The sequence below is a fragment of the Mycobacterium kubicae genome (assembly GCF_015689175.1).
Classification (GTDB): domain Bacteria; phylum Actinomycetota; class Actinomycetes; order Mycobacteriales; family Mycobacteriaceae; genus Mycobacterium; species Mycobacterium kubicae.
On the sequence record NZ_CP065047.1, the window covers coordinates 4,027,594 to 4,052,682 of the forward strand.

Annotated in this window: 21 protein-coding genes; 15 read left to right on the top strand and 6 right to left on the bottom strand. The window is 63.9% G+C overall.

What is annotated here, in order from left to right; genetic code table 11:
• Positions 1-6: 6 nt before the first annotated feature.
• From I2456_RS18845 to I2456_RS18880, 8 genes are all read left to right on the top strand, one after another.
• Entirely contained in the window at positions 7-5,862 is a 5,856-nt protein-coding gene (locus I2456_RS18845; RefSeq protein WP_085074794.1) for a glycohydrolase toxin TNT-related protein, read from the top strand.
• Entirely contained in the window at positions 5,859-6,110 is a 252-nt protein-coding gene (locus I2456_RS18850) for a hypothetical protein (RefSeq protein WP_068032696.1), read from the top strand. The genes I2456_RS18845 and I2456_RS18850 overlap by 4 nt, the downstream gene beginning before the upstream one ends.
• A 37-nt stretch (positions 6,111-6,147) precedes the next feature.
• Positions 6,148-7,668: a hypothetical protein gene (locus tag I2456_RS28640; protein ID WP_068032698.1), complete on the top strand. Its 1,521-nt coding sequence runs from the start codon at positions 6,148-6,150 to the stop codon at positions 7,666-7,668.
• Complete coding sequence (locus I2456_RS18860; RefSeq protein WP_085074795.1) at positions 7,665-8,390, top strand: hypothetical protein; 726 nt, start codon at positions 7,665-7,667, stop codon at positions 8,388-8,390. The genes I2456_RS28640 and I2456_RS18860 overlap by 4 nt, the downstream gene beginning before the upstream one ends.
• A 163-nt stretch (positions 8,391-8,553) precedes the next feature.
• Entirely contained in the window at positions 8,554-8,895 is a 342-nt protein-coding gene (locus tag I2456_RS18865) for a hypothetical protein (protein ID WP_068032703.1), read from the top strand.
• Positions 8,896-9,022: 127 nt separating this feature from the next.
• Positions 9,023-9,382, top strand: coding sequence for a hypothetical protein (locus I2456_RS18870; RefSeq protein ID WP_131811315.1), 360 nt, complete (start codon positions 9,023-9,025; stop codon positions 9,380-9,382).
• A 34-nt stretch (positions 9,383-9,416) separates the two neighbouring features.
• Entirely contained in the window at positions 9,417-10,811 is a 1,395-nt protein-coding gene (locus tag I2456_RS18875) for a hypothetical protein (protein ID WP_068032707.1), read from the top strand.
• Between the two features lie 32 nt (positions 10,812-10,843).
• The gene (locus I2456_RS18880) at positions 10,844-11,596 is read left to right on the top strand and encodes a hypothetical protein (protein ID WP_205880182.1); all 753 of its coding nucleotides are present in this window, start codon (positions 10,844-10,846) and stop codon (positions 11,594-11,596) included.
• Positions 11,597-11,608: 12 nt separating this feature from the next.
• Here the strand turns inward: I2456_RS18880 and I2456_RS18885 are convergent, their stop codons facing one another.
• The 4 genes from I2456_RS18885 to I2456_RS18900 form a co-directional block, all read right to left on the bottom strand.
• A complete protein-coding gene (locus I2456_RS18885) occupies positions 11,609-12,985 on the bottom strand; it encodes a hypothetical protein (RefSeq protein WP_139823236.1) in 1,377 nt (458 codons plus the stop codon).
• 166 nt (positions 12,986-13,151) lie between these two features.
• The gene (locus I2456_RS18890) at positions 13,152-13,493 is read right to left on the bottom strand and encodes a hypothetical protein (RefSeq protein WP_131811316.1); all 342 of its coding nucleotides are present in this window, start codon (positions 13,491-13,493) and stop codon (positions 13,152-13,154) included.
• A gap of 121 nt (positions 13,494-13,614) precedes the next feature.
• Complete coding sequence (locus I2456_RS18895; RefSeq protein ID WP_085074796.1) at positions 13,615-14,418, bottom strand: hypothetical protein; 804 nt, start codon at positions 14,416-14,418, stop codon at positions 13,615-13,617.
• 9 nt (positions 14,419-14,427) lie between these two features.
• Entirely contained in the window at positions 14,428-15,171 is a 744-nt protein-coding gene (locus I2456_RS18900) for a hypothetical protein (protein WP_139823237.1), read from the bottom strand.
• Between the two features lie 118 nt (positions 15,172-15,289).
• On the opposite strand from I2456_RS18900, the gene I2456_RS18905 reads away from it, so the two are divergent.
• The 5 genes from I2456_RS18905 to I2456_RS18925 all read left to right on the top strand — a co-directional run bounded on the left by I2456_RS18905 (position 15,290) and on the right by I2456_RS18925 (position 20,978).
• Entirely contained in the window at positions 15,290-15,847 is a 558-nt protein-coding gene (locus tag I2456_RS18905) for a DUF7676 family protein (protein WP_085074798.1), read from the top strand.
• Between the two features lie 75 nt (positions 15,848-15,922).
• On the top strand, positions 15,923-16,948 hold the full coding sequence (locus I2456_RS18910; RefSeq protein ID WP_085074799.1) for a hotdog fold thioesterase: 1,026 nt from the start codon (positions 15,923-15,925) through the stop codon (positions 16,946-16,948).
• Positions 16,949-17,031: 83 nt separating this feature from the next.
• Positions 17,032-18,237 (top strand): amidohydrolase family protein, encoded by a 1,206-nt coding sequence (locus tag I2456_RS18915; RefSeq protein WP_085074800.1) that lies wholly within the window; start codon positions 17,032-17,034, stop codon positions 18,235-18,237.
• 207 nt (positions 18,238-18,444) lie between these two features.
• Positions 18,445-18,870, top strand: a complete 426-nt coding sequence (locus I2456_RS18920) for an anti-sigma factor antagonist (RefSeq protein WP_068032724.1) — start codon at positions 18,445-18,447, stop codon at positions 18,868-18,870.
• 143 nt (positions 18,871-19,013) lie between these two features.
• The gene (locus I2456_RS18925) at positions 19,014-20,978 is read left to right on the top strand and encodes a SpoIIE family protein phosphatase (RefSeq protein WP_085074801.1); all 1,965 of its coding nucleotides are present in this window, start codon (positions 19,014-19,016) and stop codon (positions 20,976-20,978) included.
• A 3-nt stretch (positions 20,979-20,981) separates the two neighbouring features.
• Here the strand turns inward: I2456_RS18925 and I2456_RS18930 are convergent, their stop codons facing one another.
• Both I2456_RS18930 and I2456_RS18935 read right to left on the bottom strand, forming a co-directional pair.
• Positions 20,982-22,211, bottom strand: a complete 1,230-nt coding sequence (locus tag I2456_RS18930) for an acyl-CoA dehydrogenase family protein (RefSeq protein WP_085074802.1) — start codon at positions 22,209-22,211, stop codon at positions 20,982-20,984.
• A complete protein-coding gene (locus I2456_RS18935; RefSeq protein WP_085074885.1) occupies positions 22,208-23,335 on the bottom strand; it encodes an acyl-CoA dehydrogenase family protein in 1,128 nt (375 codons plus the stop codon). Before I2456_RS18935 ends, I2456_RS18930 begins: the two co-directional genes overlap by 4 nt.
• 191 nt (positions 23,336-23,526) lie before the next feature.
• Between I2456_RS18935 and I2456_RS18940 the strand changes: the two genes are divergently transcribed.
• Together I2456_RS18940 and I2456_RS18945 are read left to right on the top strand one after the other, a co-directional pair.
• Positions 23,527-24,357 carry a hypothetical protein gene (locus I2456_RS18940; protein WP_068162071.1) on the top strand — a complete coding sequence of 277 codons (831 nt, stop codon included), beginning with the start codon at positions 23,527-23,529 and terminating at the stop codon, positions 24,355-24,357.
• Positions 24,354-25,082 carry a hypothetical protein gene (locus I2456_RS18945; RefSeq protein WP_085074803.1) on the top strand — a complete coding sequence of 243 codons (729 nt, stop codon included), beginning with the start codon at positions 24,354-24,356 and terminating at the stop codon, positions 25,080-25,082. The genes I2456_RS18940 and I2456_RS18945 overlap by 4 nt, the downstream gene beginning before the upstream one ends.
• The last annotated feature ends 7 nt before the right edge of the window (positions 25,083-25,089 follow it).

Here is a 25,089-nt window from a genome sequence, read left to right on the forward strand (position 1 = left end):
TGATCCGTGGGCATTGAAATCCCCGGCTGGCTGCGGTGGGTGGGTGACCTCATCGGTGAGCCGTTTCCCGAGGGCGACGAGACCGCGTGTCGACGCCAGGCCGACCGCTGGCGTGACTATGCCGACCAATTGGAGCGCCACAAAGACGGGCTGACTGCCGCTACGCGGACCACCCTGGAGGGATTCATCTCCGGGGAGATCCACAACAAGCTTGACCAGCGACTCAAACCTTTCGTCGATGGTCCGGGTTCGATCGACACGATTGCCGGGCAGTTGCGCCAGTTGGCCGAGGCCGTCGACAACGTCGCCACCGAGATCGAGTTCGCGAAGGAAATGTTCATCGCGAATCTCGTTGCGCTGGCAGCGACTTTGGCCGCACTTGCCGCATCGGCGTGGATCAACTGGGGCGCGCCGGTCGAGGCGGCCGCAGCCGTCGCGGTCGCCGAGGCCGCGATCAGCCAGATCATTCGCGCTGCCGTCGCCAAAGTGGCCGAAGAGGCAGTAGCCCGAGTCATCGCCCAAATCGTCACACGCGCCCTGATGAGCGCGGCCATCAACGCGGGCATCTCGGCAGGGCTGAACGCGGGCATCCAGAGTCAGCAGATGCTGCAAGGCAATCGACGCGGGTTCGACTCGGAGTCGTTCTGGAATGACGTTGAGGGAGGGGCTGTTTCCGGCGCCGTCATGGGGCCCATTCTGCGCGGCGCTCACGATGTCGACGCGGGTTCGGCATTAGCGAACCGCGCCAAGAACTTCGGCGCGTCGTTCGTCGGTAACGCCGGTGGGACGCTGGCTGCTCAACAGGCCCTGACCGGCCACATGAACTTCGCCGACGCCGCCGGCGCCGGCCTGGTCTTCGGTGGTGTCGACGGGCTGCAGCGTCCGGCCGTGCACCCCACCGGCGCCCCGGAGATCACCGCTCTTACCGGGGACCGCCCGGTCGGGCCGGTGGTGAATCCTGAACCCGCAACCCAACATTCGCCGACGCCCCCGGTTGAAACTACCCCGGCGCCCGCAGGGCGCGCGTCGGAATTCACCGGACCGGCGGCGCCGAATGTGGACGTTCCCTTCAATCTCGGGTCGCGCGGGCAGGATGCGGCACCGTTAGCGCCCAGCGCTCTGCTCGGCACCGATCCCGGCATCCCGCCGCACACCGCCACGCCTGCGGGCGCTCACGCCGGTGTGCTCGACGCGCCGTCGACGGGATCACCGTCAGCGGGTACCCCAGCCGTGCCCGCGGGTCACGCTTCCGCTGCGCCCACCGGTCATGCCTCGGCCCCATCGGGCAGTCCGCCGGCCCCGGTTGCGCGGGCCGGCGTCGCGGAGTCCGGTGCCGCCTCCGCCGGGCACCCTGCCGGTGCGCCAGCCGCCCGGATCTCCGACGCGCCGGCCGGGGCCGGCGCCAGGGATGTCGCCGATACCCTGCGCACCTCGACCGGCACCGAGCCCGCAACGCACCCGGTGCGCGACGCAGGAGTGCCGGCCCGAGACAGCCATCTACCGCGTGATCCTCAATCCTCAACCAGCGCAACACCATTGCGTGACAGCCAGCCACCACGTGAGGTACCGCCACCGCGTGACGCCCCACCGGTGCGTGACACGCAGGCGCCGCGGGACGGGCAGCAACCACGGCGGGATGGTGCACCGCCGCGCGATGGGCAAGTACCGCGAGACGGGCAGTTGTCGGCCAGACGCGACGAACATCACCCGGTCATTGACCGGGTCAGCCGAGCCGAATCCGCGTCGGATCACGCCAGAGATGCTGGCAAGAAGCATGATTCGGGCTCAACTGCCGAGGCATCGCTCCTTGAGGACGCGACGACTGTGTCACCAGTCGTCACACACATGTCACCGGACGGCGGTCACAGCGCGGCACGCCCGACGGCACCTGACCTATCCCGCGCTGGCGGACCGGACCGGTCGAGCGGGCCACACGATCCGACGATCCGACGGCCGGGCTCCGACGGATACCACGGCGGCGACGACATGCCGCCACCACCCGCTCCCGGGCCCCTCGACCCCGCGGGTTTCGACAATCCGGCGGACCACCGAGTCTACGGACCGAAACAACTTGCGCCCGTGGAGGACCCAGCACACCAAAGCGCCGTACGGGAAGCCCTGACTAATCAGGATGGCAGCTATGCCACCTGGGCTGACCCGCGCACCCATCCCTATGGTGAGCTCATCAACGATGGCGGACCAAGTGTCGCCGGGCGAGCCAACAATTGCCTGGATACCTCGCTAGCGGCTTTGGCGTCCTTCCACGGCCACCCGACGGTCGCGGCACCACGATACGAAGCAAACCGTCTCGGCGAGGCTGGCGGTTTGGCGAGAGCGAAGGCCTGGCTGGGCGACGGGCTGCATCAATACCAGGGCATGTCGATACCCAAACAGTTTGCAGCGCTGCACGAGCGCATCAAGCAAATGGGTCCGGGCTCGTCGGCGCTGGTGGTCAACGGCTGGCAGAAGTTCGACGGTAGCGGCAAGCCGTTGTTCAAGCCGGACGGGACGCCCGAACTCGATGGTGCCCACGCCACCGTCATCGTCTACCCGCGGGATGCTTCGGGCCCCGTGTGGTGGGATCCCCAGCAAAACCGGACTTTCGATCAGCCGCCGCCGCGGTTCGTCGACAAGTCGGCGTACCTGCACTTCACCGCTATCGCACCCGACCATTTCGGGCCGATCACCCCACGGCAAGGAGGCCACCATGGCGCAACTGGACACCCCGGACCAAGCGCTGGCTTACCTGGCTCAGATCGATCCGAACACCTCCTACGAAGTAGTGCCGTTCGAGATGGGTTGGATCTGCTCGCCGATCCTGACACCGGAGGAAGCCACGGGCAGCGAGGCGGTGGGCTCGACGAAACTCGTGATCGATTCGCAAACCGGGGTCGTGACGGAGTTTCCGAGCTGGTCGACCGACTTGGTGGCGGAGGACTACGTCGAGGCGAAGCGGAGCGGGCAACCGCCGCCGGCCCGGCAGATTTATCCCTACCAATGGAGCATCACGATCCGACGCGTTCGGGAGGATTCCCGGAGCATCGGGTATCAGATGACCGCGGTTTCGTTGACCAACCCGCCGGAACCCACTCGGGATCACCCCCTGACCATCGACAAGCAGACGCTGCTGAACGACCCGCCGGACACGCTGTCGAGCGTGGCGAGGGCCCACGTGGTCCAGCTAGCTCAGCAGAATCAGGGCGAGTGGCCGGAGGAGACCACGACGGAGTTTTAGAACCACCAGTCGGGCCGCGCGACGCTGGCGACCTTGGCCCGCATTCAGAGGATCCCGGTCACCACCACGTAGATCCCGGTGACCGGGGGCGCCACGTGCCATCGCATCCGGACAGCGAGCACTCCCGAGGCATCGCCAATGAAGCGTTGTGGAAACGGATTCCGCCGGTACGTCCCGACGAATTACGTCATCACCTGGGCGACAGCACGTTTGGAGAACAGCGTGCCAAGGACAATGTCACGTGGTGGCGGGAACTCACGGGTGAAGAGCAGCGAGCGTTAATCGACACCTACTCCCGCGAAATCGGTAACGCCGAAGGTGTTCCCGCGTGGGCGCGCACCGAAGCCAACGATCACCAACTATCTCAGCTGCGCGACGAATTGCACTCCCGTCGAGGCGCGGGCGAGCGCCTCACTCGCACAGACATCAAAGAACTCGCTCGATACGACAACATCCGCAGAGCACTCGACAACGCCAGGGCCGAACTTGTACCTCGCGGCGGTGAGGTGCACATCCTCGCGTTTGACCCCTATACCTTCCACGGAGACGGTCGAATTGTGGTCAGCGTCGGGCACGACCCACACCACGCAGAGTCGGTGTCTTGGCACGTACCGGGAATAACAACTACAATCGCCAGCCTCCCAGGCAACCTGACCAACGCACTAAATCATTGGGAGTCGGTGCGAAGAGAAAACCCAAGCATCACGGCGGCGTCGATTGCCTGGATCGGTTATGACGCGCCGAGCGGTATCGGGCTATTGCGAACACCATTCCATGGGCTGGCACGAGTCGGCGGCGCCATTCTGCACGACGATATTGCGGCGTTCAACGCCGCCGTCGACGCAATAGCGTCGTCGGGCGATCACTTTCGCGACAACCACATCTTCGGTCATTCCTATGGATCAACCGCGACCAGCTACGCCGGGCGTGACGGCCGGTTGGCTGGACACGTTCGCAGCGTGACTTTGCTGGGCTCCCCGGGCGCCGCCAAGCAGCACCACGCCAGCGACTTCGGGATCGGCGACCGTGTCTTTGTCGCCTCATCGTCGCGCGACCCGGTTACCGCGACTGGAGGCCGCACGCCCGCTTCGCGGGGACGGTTTTTCGGGATCGGACTCGGCATCGACCCGGCAATGCGATCGTTCGGCGCGCAACGGATCACGGCCGAGTTTCCCCGTCATATGGACACCGCGGAAACCAAGGCCACGCACACGGCTTACTACCACATCGATCCCAGGCTGGGAGTGCGCACCGAGTCATTGGCGAACTTCGGCCGCATCGCCGCGGGGCACTTCGACCAGGTACACGTGGAGGCGCACCGGACCGAGCGGCCGTTGTGGAAATTGGGGTGGCGCACAGACGAACCCGCTCAGGGCCGCCCTCTTAAGCTCGAGCCGACCAACGGTGAAGCTTATTCAGTCGAACGCCGAATCTGGGACCCCGGTTGGCATTCCGATCATTCCGACGCCGGTGCCGTTGAGCACCAGAGCCGTGTCGAACACCGGCCGCAACACGGCGCGGTGCACGATAACGGCCGCTGCGCCCACGAAGTGACCAACTTCCTGTCCGAACGCTACGGTCGCGACGTCGCGCTTCAGGCGAAACCAGGTCCGACGGGTGTGCCGGCCCGACATCTGTTTGAAGCGTGGGGATCGGGGTCGCTGTTCGCCACCTACGCCGATATTCACGACACGCTCTTACACCACGGTGACGGGTCGGCAGCGCTGCTGGCTTCGCGGTGGTCGAGAGGTCCGCAACAGGGCGGGCACGCCTACATCGCAGTCAACGAAGGCGGTGTCGTGCACCTCTACGAGCGAGTCGGCGACCAATTCGAACGGTCGGGGTGGCCACCGTCATGGGGTCAGGGCGCGGTCGACAGGACCGCGGTGGGTTACCTCGACCGCCGCGGGCGACCCATCGACCCTCTCGATGGTCGGCCGGACGAGCTGCGCGCCGCCGAGGAAGTCGGCAATGTCGCCGGCAACGAGACGAGCGACGATGCGCCCGCTGTTGCTTCCCTGCAACGCGACTACAATGCCAACGGCCACACGATACCCACCGACCAACTCGTCCACCCTCAATCCGGGTTGCTCGATCACAGGTTGCTCGACAGCGCCGCCGTCAACCCGACCCGAGTCAGCGATGCCTTGGCACCCGGCGTGCCCAGCAGGCATCCGGAAGTGCAGGATATGGTCGCCAACAGCTACGACCCGCACGCTGGCCTCGGCGAAGAGGCCTGGAACAGTCACTACTGGCCTACCGGCAAGCGCGATGGGCACGGGAATCCAGAACTGGTGTGGCCCGACCCAGACGTGCATCCGCAGGGCTTCGACACACCCGAGTCGCGCACCCCAGTCGTCCTCAATCCAGGCCAATTCTTCGATCGGTTCGGGCCCGGATTCGGCGTATTCGGCTCGCCGACCGGCACACCCTTCCCCAATCGCGGGTTGCCGCCGCATAGCTTAGAGGCGGGTTTTCACCGATACGAGGTACTCAGACCCCTTCCGGTCTGGGAAGGCCCAATCGCACCTGCGATGGGACAGCCGGGCGGCGGCACCCAGTACTACTTCCCGCGCCCAATTGTTGATCTGGTCAATGCCGGTTACCTGAGGGAGATCCCGCTATGAATCTGGCTGAACTGGCTCGCGTGCTGGCGACTATCGGCATATCCCCACAAGTATTGGCGTTGGGCGGTCACGCCGATTATTCGTGGTGCGTCGAGCAGGCGTCCGATGGCTCCTGGGAGGTCTACTGGCTGGAACGAGGCAACAAGAACAGCCTCACACGGCTAGCCACCGAAGCCGACGCTTGTTATCAATTGCTGGGGCGGCTCGCTTACAGCCAGCTCCTGGCGGGTGCTATTCAGCCGACATGAAAGTCATGCGTCCAGTCGACCTGAAGGGGCAATCCCAGTGAGGATCAGCGCCGCCGAGGCGATCGCCATCGCGACCGATTACATCCGCCAGGCTGGATTCGGTTATCCCACTTCAGAATTGGCTGCCGACCGATTCGAGTCCGGGTGGTCGGTGTATGCGCCGGTACACGTCGACACCAGTGATCCGGCGTCGTTCTTGGACATGCCGGTGGGGCGGGCCGTATTTCTGGTCGGCGACAGCGGACGTGTCGAGCAGGTCTCGTCATCGACGCCCCCGCTGCAGGCCCGCCAGCGCTTCGCCGAGGACGAGCGGGCCCTGGCTCATAGAGCGACCACCACGGACCCGGGTGCGTTCATGACTGAATTCGTCGACTCGTTCAACCAGGCATCGGTCGGGCAGCCAGTCGCCAACGGATTCGCAGTGCTCGACGGTGCTCCCCCACCGGATCGGGAGGGGGCGCGCCGCGATGAAGAAATCGGTGAACAAGCATCGGCAATGCTGGAGCCGATCACCCAAGAATTGGCATTGCTGGGCCCACCAGGGTGGCAGGAGTTCACTGCTATCTTTGCGTTGACGGTGCGGGCCGGAAGTGCCGAGTGCACATTCTCCACCAGCGACGGATGGCGGCCAATCACCGTTCCTCAGTCGGTCATGGATCTGGTTCGGGCCCAGCGCGAGATGAGCGCAAAGATGTCGGCTGGTCCTTGGTGGCGGCTGATGCTGACGGTTACCAACCAAGGACAGCTGCGGGCCGACTACGACTATGGCGACCAGCCTTTCCCCGACCATCAACTGCAGCCGCCGGAAAACTATCGCGATGACATCGCCGCCTACCCGCGGCGCGGCCTACCGGTGTGGCTGGCCGGATATCTGGCCGGGCCCGCCGCTCAAGGCCGCACACCAGCACAGGCGTCGGCGGCGGCCTCGGCTGATCAGGCCGCCGGCCGCCGAAGCACGAAAACCGATGAGCTCGAGCCCCTCCCGCACACCTGGGCTCGCTGGGCGGCGCTGGCTGCGGTGTACACAGGAGCCCGCTCGCAGTGGGGGCCACGGATCAACCCCGGGATCGCGTGGTACGAATCCGACGCACGCAGCGGATCGACCCTCTATTTGTTGCCCGGGGATCGGGCGGTCCTATCCGGGGGTCGCTGGAACTCGCCACGGCTGGTTGCGGCCTATCAGCATGGACAGCCGCTGCCCGACCTGTACTGCGGTGCGCCGGCCTGGGTCAACGACTCGGTACTCAACACTCGTAACCAGAACGGCCTGCTCACCTTCTGCTATTGGTGGTCCGAAGGTCATTGGTGGCGAGGTGCGACTGACACCTTCGACGAGCTCGACGACCCGTTGCCAATCATTTGGACAACCCAAGAAACGGTCGACGCCATGACCGCCGTCGTCGGCCCACAGGCAATGGATGCGTGTCAACACTTGCTGGCTGCAGCCGAGAACCGCCGCGTCACAAGAGGTGACCTAGCCACGGTTTTCAGTGATTTCGGTGACCCAGATCTCGACACCGCGCTCAACCAGCTCAGTCTCGCCGGCCTGGCTCGATGAATTCGGCCACCGATACCGCACTTACCGTCGCCGAGTTGGTCATCAGCGCGCCGTTCGTGCTGTTCTTCGGCATCCCGTTCGGCACAGTCACTGGCAGTGTCGCCATGGATCAACAACAACGCCAGCCAAACCGGCTCGATGCCTTTCAACGCACCGCGGCACTGGTGGTCCCGCCGCTAGTCCTCTTCGGGGCTTACATTGCCGCAGTAGTGCTCACTAGCCGGGCCACGGGCCCGACCTTCCAGTATCCGCTGATCGCAATACCGCTGGGTTTTGCGGGGTGGTACGTCGCTCTCGTCGGCCTCACCGAATGGGTGCAGAACACGCGCATCGCCGGACCGTTCATCGAAAGCCACCAAGACGCGCTGCGCCGCAAATTTCACACCGCAGCTAGCGACGTCCCACTGATCGTCGATGCGGCCCAAGCGGTCGCCGCGGTGGCCGAACACATCCGCTACACCGGGATCGATTATCCGACAACGGATTTGGTGGCAGAGCGGTTTGAGGCCGGCTGGTCGGTGTACGCCCCGGTACAGGTCGACACCAGCAATGCGGCGGCGTTTGCTGAGCTGCCGGTGGGTCGGGCTGTGTTCCTGATCGGCGAGAGCGGACGCATCGAACAAACCTCGTCTTCAACGCCACTGCAAGAAGCACGGCAACGGTTCATCGTCCAGGAACGCGCACTTGGCCGGGGCGATCATCCACCCGCCGCGCCACGTTGAGCCTTGTTAATACCGCAGTATTCAGCTCCCCATTCGAACTGTGTCAGTGATTTAGACGTTGCGACGTTGTCGACCGCCGAAGCTTCCGACTCTCTCTCGCCCTGTTCGCTGAACCTGACCTCGACACGGCGCTCAACCAACTCAGCTTCGCCGGCCTGACTTCATGAGCACCACCCTGAACAGCGCTCTCACCATCGGCGGATTCATTCTCAGCGGAGCCGTCTTCGTCTTTCTTATTCCGTGGGGGCTGTACATGGCGGGGGTGTCAGTGGCCGACGAAACCCAGAATCAACCGCCGCCCCGGCGCTCGTCGTCCGTCATACGAGTTGCCGCGCTGGTTATTCCGCCGATCTTGCTGGTTGCGATCTACGTGGTGGCGTTGGCCGTGGCCTGGCTGAGCTCCGGTGTCACGTTCTACTACCCGCTGATTGCCTTGGTGGTTGGGTTCGCGGCCTGGTACGCGGCCGTCCTTGACCTCACCGCGTGGTACCGCCGACGCCGGTAGGCGTGGTGCAAGGCCCCGAAATTTGCGCGATTTACTGGTGGTGAAGTGCTTTATCCTGGCAGGGACGTACCGTTGGCGCACTCGGAGGGGCGCACGTGCCGACGGCATGGGACGGGAGGGAAGTGCGATGTCTGTCGAGGAACCGCCTTCATTGGGGTCATTGAGCGATTCGACGCGGCAGTTGCAACAGTGGGGTCGTGAGGTACCCCAAGACATTCTGAAAGTTAACCACGGAGCGTTGAATCGCTGGTTCCTCGCTGCTGGGCAACTAGTCGACGCGGTTAACTTGCAAGTCGCCGCAGCGAGCAATTTGCGAATCAACGAGGGAGTCGTCGGCAGTTTCCAATCTGCCCGGGTAACTGCCCGCAATCTGAACGAATCCGCTGACGCTATTCGACAAAGACTCGCCGAGTACGCGGCCTTCGCTACAGCTCTTCAGGAGTTTTCCCGTGCAGCCTACAGCGCGATACAGAATGCCGACCGATAATAGGTGGTACCTACGTTCGATGTAACGGTGAAACATGTCGAATGATCCGCCCAACCTAGAGTGGACGGTGCACGATGATCAATACTTCGGTGACCTAGGCCCGGATAACCATGAGCTTCCTCACCTTATCAATTCGTACATCGGCAGCAACCTCTTCCACGATCTGAGTAATCTCGAAGGTACCCGATTAGCAGGGCAAACCAGCAAAGCTGCGCCGCTTGAGCACATCAACACCTTCTTCGAAGGCTATAACGGGCTCAAGGACGCCGCTGACGATGTTGCCGTCGGGCACCACAATCACTGGCAAAGTATCAGTGCTGCTTTGCATGCGGCCCACAATGCTTTCAACGAAGCGATTTCAGCGACTCAGGCCGGCTTGACTGGCGCTACCGCGTCGGCGATGTTCCAAAAAGCCCAAGAATCGCTGAACTACCTTGGTTCTTTGGCCGACGCGGCCGCGCGGATGGATCCGCTTGTCGATACATTCTCGCGCGACATAAAAGAAACGAAGGACTGGTTCATTTCGACGAAAGCCCAATTGGATACCGACGCGAAGGCCAGAGCCGCATATATGGGCACGACGGAAGATGAGGCAAGAAAAGACCTTCTCGCCGCTACCTACGATCGTGAGGCCCAGCGGACAATCCATACCTTCTACAACCCGCCCATCGAGTGGATCAGTCAACGACACCCCGACATGTCCGCGGGCCCCCCACAACTCGCCGGAAGTCCCGCAGGGTCTGGAGCTCCGTCGGCCGGTGGTGGCCCTCCCCCTGGGGGACTGAAGCCCGGCGGCTTGGGCGCACCGGAGATGCCGTCTCCAGTTGGCCTGGGCGCGATGAACCCCGCCGCGGCTGCGCCCGGTACGCCCACATCGCCGGCCAACGCGCTCCAAGGTATGGGTGATGCCGCAAAGGGCGCCGGAGATGCGGCCAATAAGGCCGGCCAGCAGGCCCAGAATGCGGCGGGCCAGGCTGGGAACGCGGCGAACCAAGCGTTGGGGCAGCTTCCGAAGGGGGGACAGAACGGAGCAGGGGGTCTACCCGAAGGGGTGCTGGGTTTGGGGCCTCAAGGCCTCAAGGGGGCAACCAGCCCGTCGGGGTCGGGCGCGCGAGCTGGCGGCGTGGGCGGTACCGGTGCACGGTCGCCCGTTGTCGGCAAACCGTCCGCACAGTTGACGCAGGCCAGCAAAGCGACCACCGCTGCTCCGGTGTCGCGTTCTAGTGTCTCAACCGGCTCAGGAGGGTCGGGCGCCGGGGCGCCGGTGGCCGGGCAGCGGGGCGCCCAAGGCGCAGACAAAGAACACAAAGTAGGCAAGGCGTTGCGCAACACCAAGCATGGTCAAGAGGTCATCGGTGAGACCGAAGGTGTCGTCCCCGTGGTCGGCGATGAACGGAGGGAAGACCACGGACCCAACCGTCCTAGCTGACCGGACGACATCGCAACATGAAACGAGCGGCGTTGAGTCGAATAGGACAGATCGATCTGGTCGACGTCCAGGCGATCAGTGACAGTCTGGGCCGCGACTTCCTCCCCCACCCGTTCGTGGTGTCGCAACCGTCGCGGTTTGACAGCTACCAGGAGTACGAGGACTACTTGGCTGCCATTCACGGACGGCTCGCAGGCGGTGATCTGGTCAACTTCGATCAGTGGGTTACTTCCTACGTGCATGCCGACATTCGCGTGGAATGTGTGGTGAGTATCGTCGGCGCGCCCCGAGGCCGCCTGCTGGCGCATCGCCGCGGGCCGTTGGGATTTCTAGCCGTACAGAACTCCGAGGACCACGTGGTCGACGTGTACGCGGTGTCCCCCTACGACCTGGGTCTGGCGATCGCCGGTTCGCTCGCGCTCACCAATGCGGGGACAACTCCGAGGATCGTCATCCCTGGATTGGTACGCCGACCACATGGTGCTAGTGCGGAGGAAGATTTGGCGGTGTTGCGCCGCGAAAGTAACGCGGGACCCGTGTCGATACCCCGGTCACACGTGGCGCGGTACGCCCGGATCCAAAGTCGTTGGCAGCCGGCACGGGATTGGGGATTCGACCGCACTAAGAAGACCGTTGCATATGTCTGCATCAAGGATGACGGCGACTATATCTATGCGCCGGGATTCGACTACCTGACACCGATGACCTTGTCCAGTCTTCATAACAGGCTCGATGAGATGATCGCCGAGGATGTCACCCGGTTACGCGACTCGCGAGATGTCTAACGGCACGGCGGTTTAATCGGGCGGGCGCAGGGACATGACGGCGTCATGGTCGTAGTCGATCTCGATCAGCCCGGTGCCGACTTTATAGAGCGAGATTTTTCCGGGTATTTCCCAGAGGGTTTGGCAGCTTGTCGTGTCAATGGCTAGTAGAGACGGCTCGTCGACGGAGAGTCTCTTTATGATCACTATGTTGCCGTCGGAGCCGACATAGTCAGGCCCTAAGTCCATGGTGCAGGTCGAGCCAGGTTGCCCGGTGAGCAGATCCCATTGCTGCCAACCCTGCTCCAGACCGTAACCGCTACCTTGGGTCCTGACGTAAAGTTTGGTGCCGATCGTCCTGAAGTCGTCGACCAAACCTCGTGAAGGTATGGTAGCGATGAGTTTGGCTGCGGCATCATAGATCTGGAAGTTTCCGCCGACCACCAAAGTCAACATCGCGGCGTTTTGGCGGGGATAGCCACGCTCGGGCTGTTGGCGACCGACCTGGTGGCCGGTGGTGTCATACATCAGGGTGCCGGTGGTCTTGCCCGCATCGAACTGGTAAGCGAACCCGCCGTTGTAGACCTCCACCTCTTCCAGTCGAGTGCCCGCGGGCGGGGTGGGAGTCAGATCTTTGCCATCGACAACGGAGAACACCCGATTTCCGCGCCCGTCGTCGGGTACCCCTAAGGGTTGCACCGCGAGGGTCAGCGATGGGACATCCGGGTCATACAATGCTGGGGTAAGAAGCCCGCCACTGCCAGGCAGAAACCAGGTCAGCTCGGCGTGCGGGCCGATACCGTGGATGCCCTCACCGTGCTTGGCTGCCACTACGTAACCCGGCCCATACCTATAGCCCACCACCTCGACTCGCATGCCGCCGATAGTCGACAGGTCAGGATTCAACGTGTTTGGACCGTGATAGGTCACGACACCGCGATCCAAGTTGATCACCCAAGCGCCGGGCGGTGGAGCAGTGTCGCCTTCGCCTGCGACCCGGCTGGTACAAATGGCCACTGCCGGGCCGTTGCTATGGCAGTCTGCGTCTGTTCCGGAGAACCCAGGTAAGGCCAACGGCGGGAATAGTCTTGCACCTGTGTCGGCGTCGAGCGCGTACAGCCAGCCGGTCGGATTACGGCACTTCCCTTGACAGCCTTCCACGGTGATGAAGTACGCCTTGTTGCCGTTGCGCGCGAAGAGATTACCGATCTTTACCCCTGGGGGCAAGCCGATGTCCTTGCCCGAAAGTTGCCAGCCCGGAACCGGCTGGCGATTGAGCGGAAACGACACGAGTAGGTCTTTGGGAGTGCCGATGGGCGGGGGCGCCGGCGGCGCGACGGCGTCGTGGCGGGTCTTGTGGGAGCGTCCCCAGAGCACCGCGACGACACCTCCGGCGACCACGGCGATCACGACGACGGTTGCCGCACCGAGCCACCACCAACGTCGCCGCCGCGATCGGCGCGGCGGCGCCTCCGACTGGTCGCCGTGTTCTACCCATCGAAATCCGTCCGGTGGCAATGACGAACCGGACGCCATCACCATCCACCCAACTGCGCTTCCACTCTCACTACGTTAGTCAGGGAACCGGCGCGGCAGCGATCCGACAGACCAGCAACTCGCCGTGACGCACTCCTAGGACGAACTGCACACCCACGTCATTGACGAAGTGCGTGTTCAATGTCCACAGCGAGTCGTGGCGGTCGAACGCGCCGGTGGAGACGACGTGCATGTCCTTTCCGAGTGGCTCATGGTTCCTCACGGCATTCACTTCGGCCGTGACGGTGCCAACATTGTCCTTACACGTCAGTGCCTCGAGGTTTGCCAAGTGCCGGGCGTTGCGTTCGCGAACCCATGCTCGCACCGTGGTATTGGCCGCTTCGTAGGCCTGCGCGTCGGTCATCGAGTCGGTTACCGCCATGGGCCGAAAGCTCGGCCCATCTCCCCGGTCTCGGCCGAGCACCGCCACCACCAACACCGCGATCGAAAGGCCTGCCGCAAACGCCCAGACCGACAACGAGAGTCGACTACGCGGGCGAGGTTCAGCGTTGGCCATCACAGACCTTCAGATTTTCGTTCTCGTTGGCTAATGTCATTGTCTCGAAGAAGAACCCCCCGCGGTCCTGGGCTTGTTCGACTTCTTGCTTCATATGTTCATCGATCGGCCGAATCCGCACCGCCACCTTCAGCCATACGGTCGAGCCGTCGTCGCGGAACTGCGTCAACGCATCTGGAAAAACCAAACCCTGGTCCTGCCCGTAGTAGGCAATCGTGTTGATCCAATCGACGAGTGACTGGGTGGGGTGAGCGCAAGCCAGCTCGCGCATCCGCGCGGCGTCGCCGGCGTCCTCGGCCCGATACCACTGCTCGACCACTTCGTAGGCTCTCTGCGCTTTCGCCGGCGCCGGAGCTGCCACTGCGGTGAGGCGGGGCGGGTCCGACCATCGCCAGTCCACCGCGAATATGGTTGCGGCAGCTGCCAAACAGCTCACCGTGATGGCCGCCAGCACCCGCTGCGGCCACCGGCGCTGCGGCCGCGCAGACGCAGACTCCACGGTGCGCGCCGACAGAGTTCCGTCGGCATCGCAATCAACCACCAGCAGACGCCACTGTGCCGCGTTGGCAACGGCCCGACGGTGGTATTGGCCGAGTACCTCCGCCACACCCGCCGGCACCGACACCGGCACCGGTTCACCCGCTGCCGCGGTCACCGAAGCCGTGACGACCGATGCACTCGGCTCGAACTCGACGTGCAGCCGCTTCCATCCCGATGGCACCTGCGCGAGCAGTGTGGTCACAGCCTCTTCGATCAGCTGACGATCACCGGCGGCGGCTTCGGATTTCACTACTTGACCCTATCGAACCACCGGCCCGGCGGATGCCAACACTTTGTCGCCGTCGGCCGTGCGTTCGATGAGCGTAATGTCTTGACGCCCGGACTGATTGAGTACCCACACCATCCGTTCGATGTCGAACTTACTGCGCGGAACCACGATTCGACATGGTAGATCGGTCAGCACCTGCCCTTCCCGCACCGGTATCGGATCGAGCTTGACTCCGTAAAACGATCGCGCCCCTATTTCGAGGGTGCTGGGCTTGATGCCTGCGGTGATGACGACCTGGGAGACGCAGTCCCAGTGCACCAGCGTTTTCCGGAATGTCAGACCATTGCAGTCACCGATGAAGAGCGTCGAGGTGGACAGATGAAAAGTCAACGCTCCCATCGCCACTGCGATGATGAAAATCCTCGCGCCACGTCCGGACAGCAGATGGGCACTACCGGCAGCCCAGATCGCGCCGACAGCGACCGCGATAATCAGCAACAGCCGAAGGCCGGAGAGGAATACGGTGATGCGGTAGCGCACCTGCCGCATGGCGCTGAACAACCCCGCGGCCCCACCAGCAGCCGCTACCCCACCAACTGACAAAGCGATCCAGGCCGGCGCACCCGCCGCGTCGGAGAACAGGAAACCGATCGCCACAGCGACGGCGATCGCTCCGAATGCGGTCAGCAGGAACAGCTTCTTCGCCCGTGCCGACGATTTCCGCCAACTGGCAATGGCTTGTTCGCGAGATATCGGCTGCAACGGATACGTCATGACGATCACCCCGCTCCCCGGCCCTCAACGCCGTGTCACACCATACCGGCACCAGCAGCGGATTTTCGGCGCTAATAAGCCTGCCCACAGGCTTGGTCAAACGACATAGGCTCACAACATGACCGAGCCGCACCCCGCCCTCATCGAAACCGAAGACGGTGGGCGAGAACAATGTTGGCCGCTACCCACCGACGAACGCAGCCTGCTCGACCTGATCCGCCTCTGCTTCAACGAATACTGGGACGAGATCTGGTTCGGCATCCTCATCGAGGGTGCCGCTTGGGAGGTCGCGGCGCCGAACCCGCCCAAGCGCATCTCCAGCTACGACGGGTATGCGACCATCGACTTCGGCCGCTGGCACTTCCACCTGTGCATCGGCGAGCATCGGGAAAGCGGACCCGAACTCGGCCGGATCCGCAGGTGCGCGCGCGCCGAGCTTTACCGCCGAATTGGCATTGACGACCATCCCACGTCCTGGGGAGTCCGCCTGCACAACGGCCGTGACGAACAGATGATGACGATCCTGCTGCCCAACCCGTTTCTGACCAATGTTCAGCAGCTGCGCGAGCAGCCCGCCTGGGAGCAGCTGGAACTCTGGAACCGCCTGCGAGCTACTTTCCTGGGGCTGGAGCCGGATCCGCTCGACCGCGCCGGCAAAGGCTTTCAGCACGGCTGAGCGAGGGTGGCAGCAGGAACGGTAACCTCGTTCTCGGGGCGCTGTGGCGGCGCACCAGAGGAGGAGAAACCGCCGATGGCCAGCGACGAACCAGAAGTCACTCGCGCCGACCGGTTCATCAAGACGGCGGTCGAGATCCTGGGCGAGACCGGGCGCACCGATTTCACGGTGCAAGAAGTCGTGGCCCGCTCCAAGACGTCGCTGCGCGCCTTTTATCAGCATTTCAGCAGCAAAGATGAGCTATTGCTGGCGCTCTTCGACCGGACCATTGCGCACTCGGCTCAGATGTGGCGCGCCGAGACGCACGGACTGGACAGCACGGCGGCCCTCAAGCTCGTCATCGACCGCGTCAGTCAACAGCCCGAATCCAGCACTCAGGACAGCCTCAACCGGGCCCTGAGCCTCTACAACCAACATCTGGCCGAGACGCGGCCACGCGAGTACGCCAGGGTGCTGTCGCCTTTGCACCAATTGATCCGCGACATCGTGGGCCAAGGCATCACCGAAGGAGTATTTCGGCCGGGACTCGATGTCGGTGCCGCCGCCGCGATCGTCATGCAGACCGTCGTTGGCGCGCAGCGATTGCATTGGCTGGGTAGCGAATTGAACGGAACACCGATCGATGCGGGACAGCTGTACGACTTCTGCAGTCGCGCCCTGGGCATTCAAGACAACGACGAAGTGATCGACGCCCCGTCGCTGGCCGAGCTGTTCGCGCAGATCGGCATGCGCCCGGGCACCCGCGACGGCGAGTTCGCGATGACGCTGCCAGTCAGCCCACAAGTGGTCAACACCTCCGGCGCCCTGCAAGGCGGTTTGATCGCCACGCTCGTCGACGTGGCGGGTGGGCAGTTCGGGCTGGAACACCTGCAGCCGGGCACCACCATGACGACGTCCGACCTCTTCGTTCGCTACCTGCGCCCGATCCGGCAGGGGTCGGCGTTCGCGGTGCCTCGCATGCTGCGTTCCGGTCGGCGCGCAATGGTCATGCAGGTCGACATCTACGGTGACGTCGACGACGAGCTACTCGCAACCGCGACGGTGAACTTCGCCGTGATCAACGGAACCACACCGCAACTCCCCGACTGGCCCACGGCATAACCGGCCGGCGGTGCACCCGCCACCCGCACAGTGGTAACGTCATTACCGTCTATCGAGATCCAGACTTCTGCAAGGAGATCGCCATGCCGTCTCGCGAGCTTCCGTTTCCCGTGTTCGACGCCGACAACCACATGTACGAACCGCAGGAGGCGCTGACCAAGTTCCTCCCGGACAAGCGCAAGAACGTGATCGACTATGTGCAGGTCCGCGGTCGCACCAAGATCGTCGTGCGGGGCCACATCAGCGAGTACATCCCCAACCCCACGTTCGAGGTGGTGGCGCGGCCCGGCGCTCAGGAGGACTACTTCCGGCACGGCTCGCAGGGTAAGAGCTACCGCGAGATTCTGGGCGAGCCGATGAAGGCCATCCCCGCTTTCCGGGAACCGGGTGCACGCCTCGAGGTCATGGACGAGCTCGGCATCGACTACGCCTTGATGTTCCCCACGCTGGCCAGCCTGGTCGAAGAGCGGATGAAGGACGACCCGGAGATGACGCATGACGTCATTCACGCGCTCAACCAGTGGATGTATGAGCAGTGGTCGTTCAACTACGAAGGGCGCATCTTCGCTACCCCGGTGATCACGTTGCCGATCGTCGAGCGCGCGCTCGAAGAACTCGAATGGTGCCTCGAACGCGGTGCCCGCACCGTGCTGGTTCGCCCGGCGCCAGTACCCGGTTACCGCGGCAGCCGGTCGTTCGGTCTCGAGGAGTTCGACCCGTTCTGGCAAGCCTGCATGCGCGCCGAAATCCCGGTTTCGATGCACGCCTCCGACAGTGGCTACTCCGAACTCATCAACGTGTGGGAGCCCGGAGACGAGTTCCTGCCGTTCAAGCCCACCGCCTTCCGGAGCCTGGCCATGGGCCATCGGCCCATCGAGGACGCCTTCGGCGCCCTCATCTGCCACGGGGCACTGTCGCGCAATCCCGACCTGCGGATCTTGTCCATCGAAAACGGTGCCGACTGGGTGCCGCATCTGTTCAAGGGACTCAAAGGCGTCTACAAGAAGATGCCGCAGGCTTTCAGCGAAGACCCGATCGAGACGTTCAAGCGGTGCATTTACGTCAGCCCGTTCTGGGAAGACCAGTTCACCGACATCGTCAAGATGGTCGGCACCGACCGCGTCGTCTTCGGCTCCGACTGGCCGCACCCCGAGGGCCTCAAGGACCCGATCTCCTTCGTCGACGAGCTCTCCGATTTCGAGCAGGAGGACGTCGAAAAGATCATGGGCGGAAACCTGATGAAGCTCATGAAGGTGGAGGCGCCGGCGAAGAAGCCAGTGTCGGCCTGAACAGAGCCGAATGGCGCTTGCAGGGTGGCCCGTACGACCAGGTCTTCACCCGCATCAGAGACTGAGACGAGGCTTGGAATCCCGCGCTGATCCGCGCGCATTTCCCCTAATCAGGCGGCCCCGATCTGCTATACAGAGGGCGACCGTTTGTCTACCGGTGCCTATCAGCATCCGGGGTCTTTCACGCAGTCAGTTGGGGGTTGCGCCATGAACGTGGGTCCAGCAGAAGTCTTCGCCGCCCCGCTCCTGTTGAGCAGCCGACTGGCATCCGAACTCGACGAACCTCGTAGCGCCCTGCGGGCAAAGACCGAACGCAGCGGCTCGGCGGTGGTGATCCGGGCGGACGGCGAGATCGACGCGGCCAACGAGACCACCTGGCAGAGCCTGCTCACCGAGACGGCCGCTGTTGCGAGCGCGCCCGGACCCTTGGTCATCGACGTCAACGGCGTCGACTTCATGGGTTGCTGCGCGCTGGCCGCCCTGGCAGACGAGGCCGAACGCTGCCAGCAGCGCGGCATCCAACTGCGCCTCGTCAGCCAAAATCCCGGCGTCACCCGCATCATCGAAGCGTGTGCGCTCGACGAGATCCTGCCCGTACACGCCACGACCGAAGCTGCGCTCTCGGCGGCTTGACTCGCACGGGTGTAAGGCAGGCTCTTTTCCAAACCCACGTCCGTGGGGCACGCTAATACTGCGCGTTGACAATCTGGCCGCTGTTGCGTGCGCATTGGCGCACCCGGCCGCTTTGTCAATCGGTCCGCGGGAGGTACGGCCACATGGCGGCCGAAAGGGACTGGGACAGCGAGGTGGGCGCGGCTGAGGACGTGCGCCGCATCTTCGAGAACATCCCTGCCATGGTGGTCGGTTTAGCAGGGCCCGATCACCACTTCATCGCGGCCAATGCCGCGTACCGGGCATTCAGCGCGACATTCAAGAATGTGGGGCAACCCGCGCGGGAGGTGTATCCCGAGCTGGAAAGCCAGCAGATATACGACATGTTCGACCGGGTCTACCAAACGGGCGAGCCGCAATCTGGAAAAGAGTGGCGCATCCAGGCCGACTATGACGGTACGGGAATGCAGGAGCGCTACTTCGACTTCTTGGTCACGCCGCGTCGCCGCCCCGACGGGTCCATCGAAGGTGTCCAGCTCATTTTCGACGACGTCACCACCCGAGTGCGGGCGCGCCTTGCCGCCGAAGCGCGGGTCGAAGAACTCTCCGCGCGTTATCGAAACGTCCGGGATTCGGCGACGGTCATGCAGCAAGCGTTGCTGGCGTCTTCGGTCCCCGTCGTTCCCGGAGCCGACATCGCCGCCCAGTACCTTGTCGCGGCCGAAGACACCGCGGCCGGCGGTGACTGGTTCGACGCGTTGGCGCTCGGGGAGCGCTTGGTGCTCATAGTCGGAGACGTGGTCGGCCATGGCGTGGAGGCCGCCGCGGTGATGTCTCAACTGCGCACCGCGTTGCGGATGCAGATCTCGGCCGGCCACACGATCGGCGAAGCCCTTGAGGCAGTGGACCGCTTCCACGACCAGGTGCCCGGATCAAAGTCGGCCACGATCTGTGTCGGCTCCCTCGAGTTGGCGACGGGCGAGTTGCAATACTGCACCGCGGGCCACCCACCGCCCTTGTTGGTGACCGCGGATTCCGGCTCCCGATACGTCGAGCCATCCGGCGCCGGTCCCCTGGGTAGCGGCACGGGCTTTCCGGTCCGCATTGAAATGCTCAACATCGGCGACGCAATCCTGCTCTACAGCGACGGCCTGATCGAACGTCCGGGTCGACCGCTGGGCGCCAGCACCGCCGAATTCGCCGATCTGGCAGCCAATATCGCTGCGGGCACCGGCGGCTTCGTCATAGACGCGCCGGCCCGGCCAATCGATCGGCTGTGTTCGGAGACGCTCGAATTGCTGTTGCGCGCCACCGGATACAACGACGACGTCACCTTGCTGGCGGCGCAGCGGCGCACACCCACACCGGCACTGAACATCACGGTGGACGCGACAATCCACGCGGCGCGCGCGATTCGCGCCCAGTTCCGCGGCTGGCTTGCCGACATCGGCGCCGAACCCGACGACATCTCCGACATCGTGCACGCCATTTCCGAGTTCGTCGAGAACGCGGTCGAACACGGCTATCGAACCGACGTTCCCGACGGGATCACCGTCGAGGCGACACTGACCGGCGAAGGCAAGTTGCGGGCGTCGGTGGCCGACCGCGGCCAATGGAAGGACTATCGGGACGGCGAGCGGGGGCGCGGACGCGGACTCGCGATGGCCGAAGCCTTGGTCACCGACTCCCACGTCATCCACGACGCCGGCGGCACGACTGCCACACTCACCCACCGCCTTTCGCGCCCGGCTCGATTCGTCACCGACGCAGCGGTCGGCCGGGCCCCCCGTCCACGGACCGTCGACAGTGAATTCGTTTCTCTGGTCACCAAACCCGGGCACATCGTCGTGCGAGGCGAGGTCGATTCCACCACCGCATCCACCCTGGACCGCCAAATCGCCGTCGAAAGCCGTTCTGGCATAGCGTCATTGACTGTGGACCTCACCGCCGTCACCCACTTAGGCTCGGCAGGTGTCAGCGCACTGGCCGCCGCACGCGACCGGGCACGCAAACAGGGTGGTGAGTGCGTATTGATCGCACCGCCGGGCAGCGCCGCACACCACGTTCTGTCGCTGGTACAAATCCCGGTGATCGGCGGCGACTCTCAGGACATTCTCGTCGAAGACTGAGGACTAACTTCCCTGGCCGTGCCGCACCTGATTGAACGGCACGCCGCGGTCGGCGGCGTATTCCCTGGGAAAGTTCAGCACCCGCTCACCGATGACGTTGCGAGCCATTTCCGTTGTACCGCCTCCGATCGCCACGGACTGCCGGGACAGGTACCGGAAGCCCGTCTGCAGACCTTCGCCGGATTCGCCGACGACGCCGGCGGCTCCGGCGATGGCCAGCGCGGTGTCCACCTCGAAAGTCACCGTCTCGGCGTGGAAGAGCCTGATCAGGGTGCCGGCGGCGGGGGGCAGTGCACCGCTTCTGACGCTGCGAGACACGTGGTCGATCAGCTGCTCGGCAACCGCTCTGCGCACCAGCGCCCGGCCCGCCATTTCCTTGATCCGGTCGCTATCGGACTGACCGGTCTTGCGGGCTAGGTCGGCGTAGTCGACGGGTATGGTGTGGCCGCCCTCGCTGCCCGAGCCACTGGCGAATTCCGAGCCTTGCCCGACCGCGCGCCGCTCGTGGTACAGCTGCCGCGATGCGACCGCCCAGCCGTTGTCCACTTCCCCCACCACGGCGTCATCGCCGACGTCCACCTCGTCGAGGAACTCTTCGCAGAACTCGCTGGATCCATTGACTTGGGTGATACGACGCAGCGTGATGCCGGGATGGTTGATGGGCACCAGGAACATCGTGAGGCCGTCGTGTTTGGGCACGTCCCACCGGGTGCGGGCCAGGCATAGTCCGTAGTCGGCGGCGAAGGCGCTCGTGCTCCACGTCTTGGCGCCGTTGATCACCCAACGATCGCCGCGGCGTTCGGCGCGGGTGATGACACCGGCCAAGTCCGACCCGCCGCTGGGTTCGCTCAACAGTTGCACCAACACTTCGTCGCCGCGCAGCGCTGCGGCGATGTGTTGCTTTTTCTGGGCTTCGCTGCCGGTATCCAGCAGAGTGGCACAACAGATGGTGAACGTCGGGGTGTTGAGGATCAACGGCATTTCATAGTTGATCGTCTCGACGTCGAAGGCCCGCTGGTATTCGTAATCCAGGCCCAGGCCGCCGTATTCGCGTGGGAAACAGATTCCCGCGAACCCGCCTTCGTACAGGCGCTTTTGCAGCTCACGGGCCCGCAGCCAAGACCGTTCATCGTCACGCGGCGCAGCCGGCGGCGACTCGGGATCAATGCGGGGCATGTTGTCGGCCAACCACGCGCGGGCTCTTGCGACGAATTCAGCGACGGATTCGGTCATCGGGCCGCCGCCTCGTACACCCGCACGTTGTGTTCTTCAGGAGTGCCGAACATGGCGCGGTACAAGGTAACCCGCCTCAGGTAGAGGTGCAGGTCGTGTTCCCACGTGACGCCGATGCCTCCGTGCATCTGGATGCACCGCTGCACGATGGGACCCGCCGATTCGCCGACGTAGGACTTGGCAATGCTGGCTGACAGGCTGGCGTCCGGCGCGCCGGCGGCGATGTCTGCGACCGCCGCGGTGGTCGTCGCACGGCACGCCTCGACCCACATCTTCATGTCGGCGAACCCGTGTTTGAGCGCTTGATAGGACGCCAACGGTCGGCCGAAAGAGTGCCGGTCCAACGCCCACCGCACGGTGAAATCGAAGACCGTCCCCAAGACGCCGACCACTTCGGCGCACTGCAGCACCTGGGCGATCTGGCTCTGCCGCTCGATGAGCGCCGCGGTCTCAGCGTCGTCACCCACCACCGCCGATTCCGGCACCACCACACCGTCGAAATGCACCCGCGCATACTGCTTGACCAAGTCGATCGATTGCCGGGGAACCACCGAAACGCCGGGTGCGTCCGTCGGTACCAGGAATTGGCGCACGCGCTCCCCGCACCGCGCCACCACCAGCAGCACCGCACTTTGCGCGCCGGCCTCGACGAACTCCTTGGTTCCGTCGATGACGTAGCCGGAGTCGGTCGCCGTCGCCGAGACCTGGGGGTTCATCGGCGCCCATCCGCGGCCCGGTTCGGAGACGGCCCACGATGCCACCGTCTCACCCGATATGAGTGAGTCGATCAGCTCGGCGTGGGCTTGGCGGTCGGCGCAGCCCACCAACGCCGAAAGCACGGTGCTCACCGGGTACAGCGGACCGGGAGCCACCGTGTTGCCGAGTTGTTCGGCAACCATGGCCAGGTCGGCTAGCCCATTGTCCGAGACGCTGCCGCCACCCAGCTCTTCTGGCACCAGCAAACCGGTCCATCCGAGCTCTGCCGCTCGCCGCCACCATGCCGGGTCGAAGGACACCCCGGCGGCATGCAGTTCCCGGACATGACGCAGCGACGCTTCTTTGTGGAGAAACGCTTGGGTAGTGGAGGTAAAGAGTATCTTTTCGGGAGAGTCGACAGCGGTCATGATGCCGGCCGGACGTCCCTTGACCATCCCTCGCTGCCGCGGAGGAAGTCGGGGGCAAAGTGTGGTTGGCTGATCATCCGCCTGATCGGTCCCTCGTCGGAGTTCGCTGGCGACTCTGATGTTAGCAATGGGCGATACCGTAAGAGATACCGGAGTTCAGTCGATAATGATGGTGACGGGCTGTAACCGCGATGACTGAGATAAATGACGACTCGGTCAGATCTAACGCCGACGCGTTGGCGTTGGCCGAAGAGGCCGAGGCCGAAGCCGCCGAGGCCGAAGCGCTGGCCGCCGCCGCACGCGCCAAAGCCCGCGCCGCCCGGTTGCGGCGGGCAGCCCTCGGCGCCTCCGAAGAGCCCGGTGACTACGACGAAGACGAAGACTACTACGACGACGGCGACGAGCAGTACGAAGACTATTACGAGGAATATTCCGAGGACTATCCCGAAGACGCCGACGAGGAGTACTACGAAGCCGAGGAAGAAGCCGAAGCCGGAGCGGAGGCATCGGGCGGACGGATCCGCCACGCGGTTCGCGGCGTACCTTGGTCGATCGTCGCGCAACTCGCAGCGGTGTTCTTGATCCTTGGATTCGCCGGTCTCAGTGCGTACTTCGTCTGGAAACACGACGAAGCCAATGAGCGACAGCAGCGGGCCGCCGCGTTCGCTGCCGGGGCCAAACAGGGCGTCGTCAATATGACTTCCCTCGATTTCAACAAAGCCAAGGAAGACGTCCAGCGGGTGATCGACAGCTCCACCGGGGAGTTCCGCGACGACTTCCAGGCGCGGGCAGCCGACTTCACCAAGGTGGTCGAGCAGTCCAAAGTGGTCACCGAAGGAACCGTGAACGCCACCGCCGTCGAGTCCATGGACGGGCGCACCGCATTGGTGTTGGTTTCGGCCACCTCGCGGGTGACCAATTCTCCGAATACGAAAGACGAACCACGTGTCTGGCGGCTCAGGGTCACCGTGACCGAAGAGAGTGGGCAATACAAGATGTCGAAAGTTGAGTTCGTACCGTGAGCGACGACGCACGTAGATTCGACACCGCAGAAACGGCAGATACCCCAGAAACCGCAGGTATCGATCCTCTCACTGGGGTGAAGGTAAGCCACCCTCCTGTCGAGGAGGCCGGGGCTGACGCCGATGACCAGACCGTCGTGTTCTATTCGGATGCCGACTTCGCCGACGATGTCGAGGAAGATCCGGACTCCGCAGCCGAACCGGCCCGTAACTGGCGACGCGACCTGTGGCGCAAGAAGATCAATGTCCGGCCGATACCGCTCATTCTGGTTGTGCTGCTGCTGATTTCCAGCGGCGTGGCGGCGTGGCTGTATGTGAGCCAGTACCGACCGGCCAAGCAGACCGATCCTGACGTCGAGCGCGCTGCCGTCACCGCGGCTTCGGACGGAACCGTCGCGCTGCTGTCGTATTCACCGGATTCACTGGACAAAGATTTCGCCAACGCGAAATCGCATCTTGCCGGTGACTTCCTGTCCTATTACGAGCAGTTCACCCAGCAGACGGTTGCCCCGGCGGCCAAACAGAAGTCGCTGAAGACCAGCGCTCATGTGATGCGCGCTGCGGTGTCGGAGTTGCGCGCCAATTCGGCGGTGGTGTTGCTGTTCGTCGATCAGAGCACTACCAGCAAGGACAACCCCGAACCGTCGGTGGCGGCCAGCAGCGTGCTGGTGGACCTGTCGCTCATCGACGGAAAGTGGCTCATCACCAAGTTCACTCCGCTGTAGCGACGGA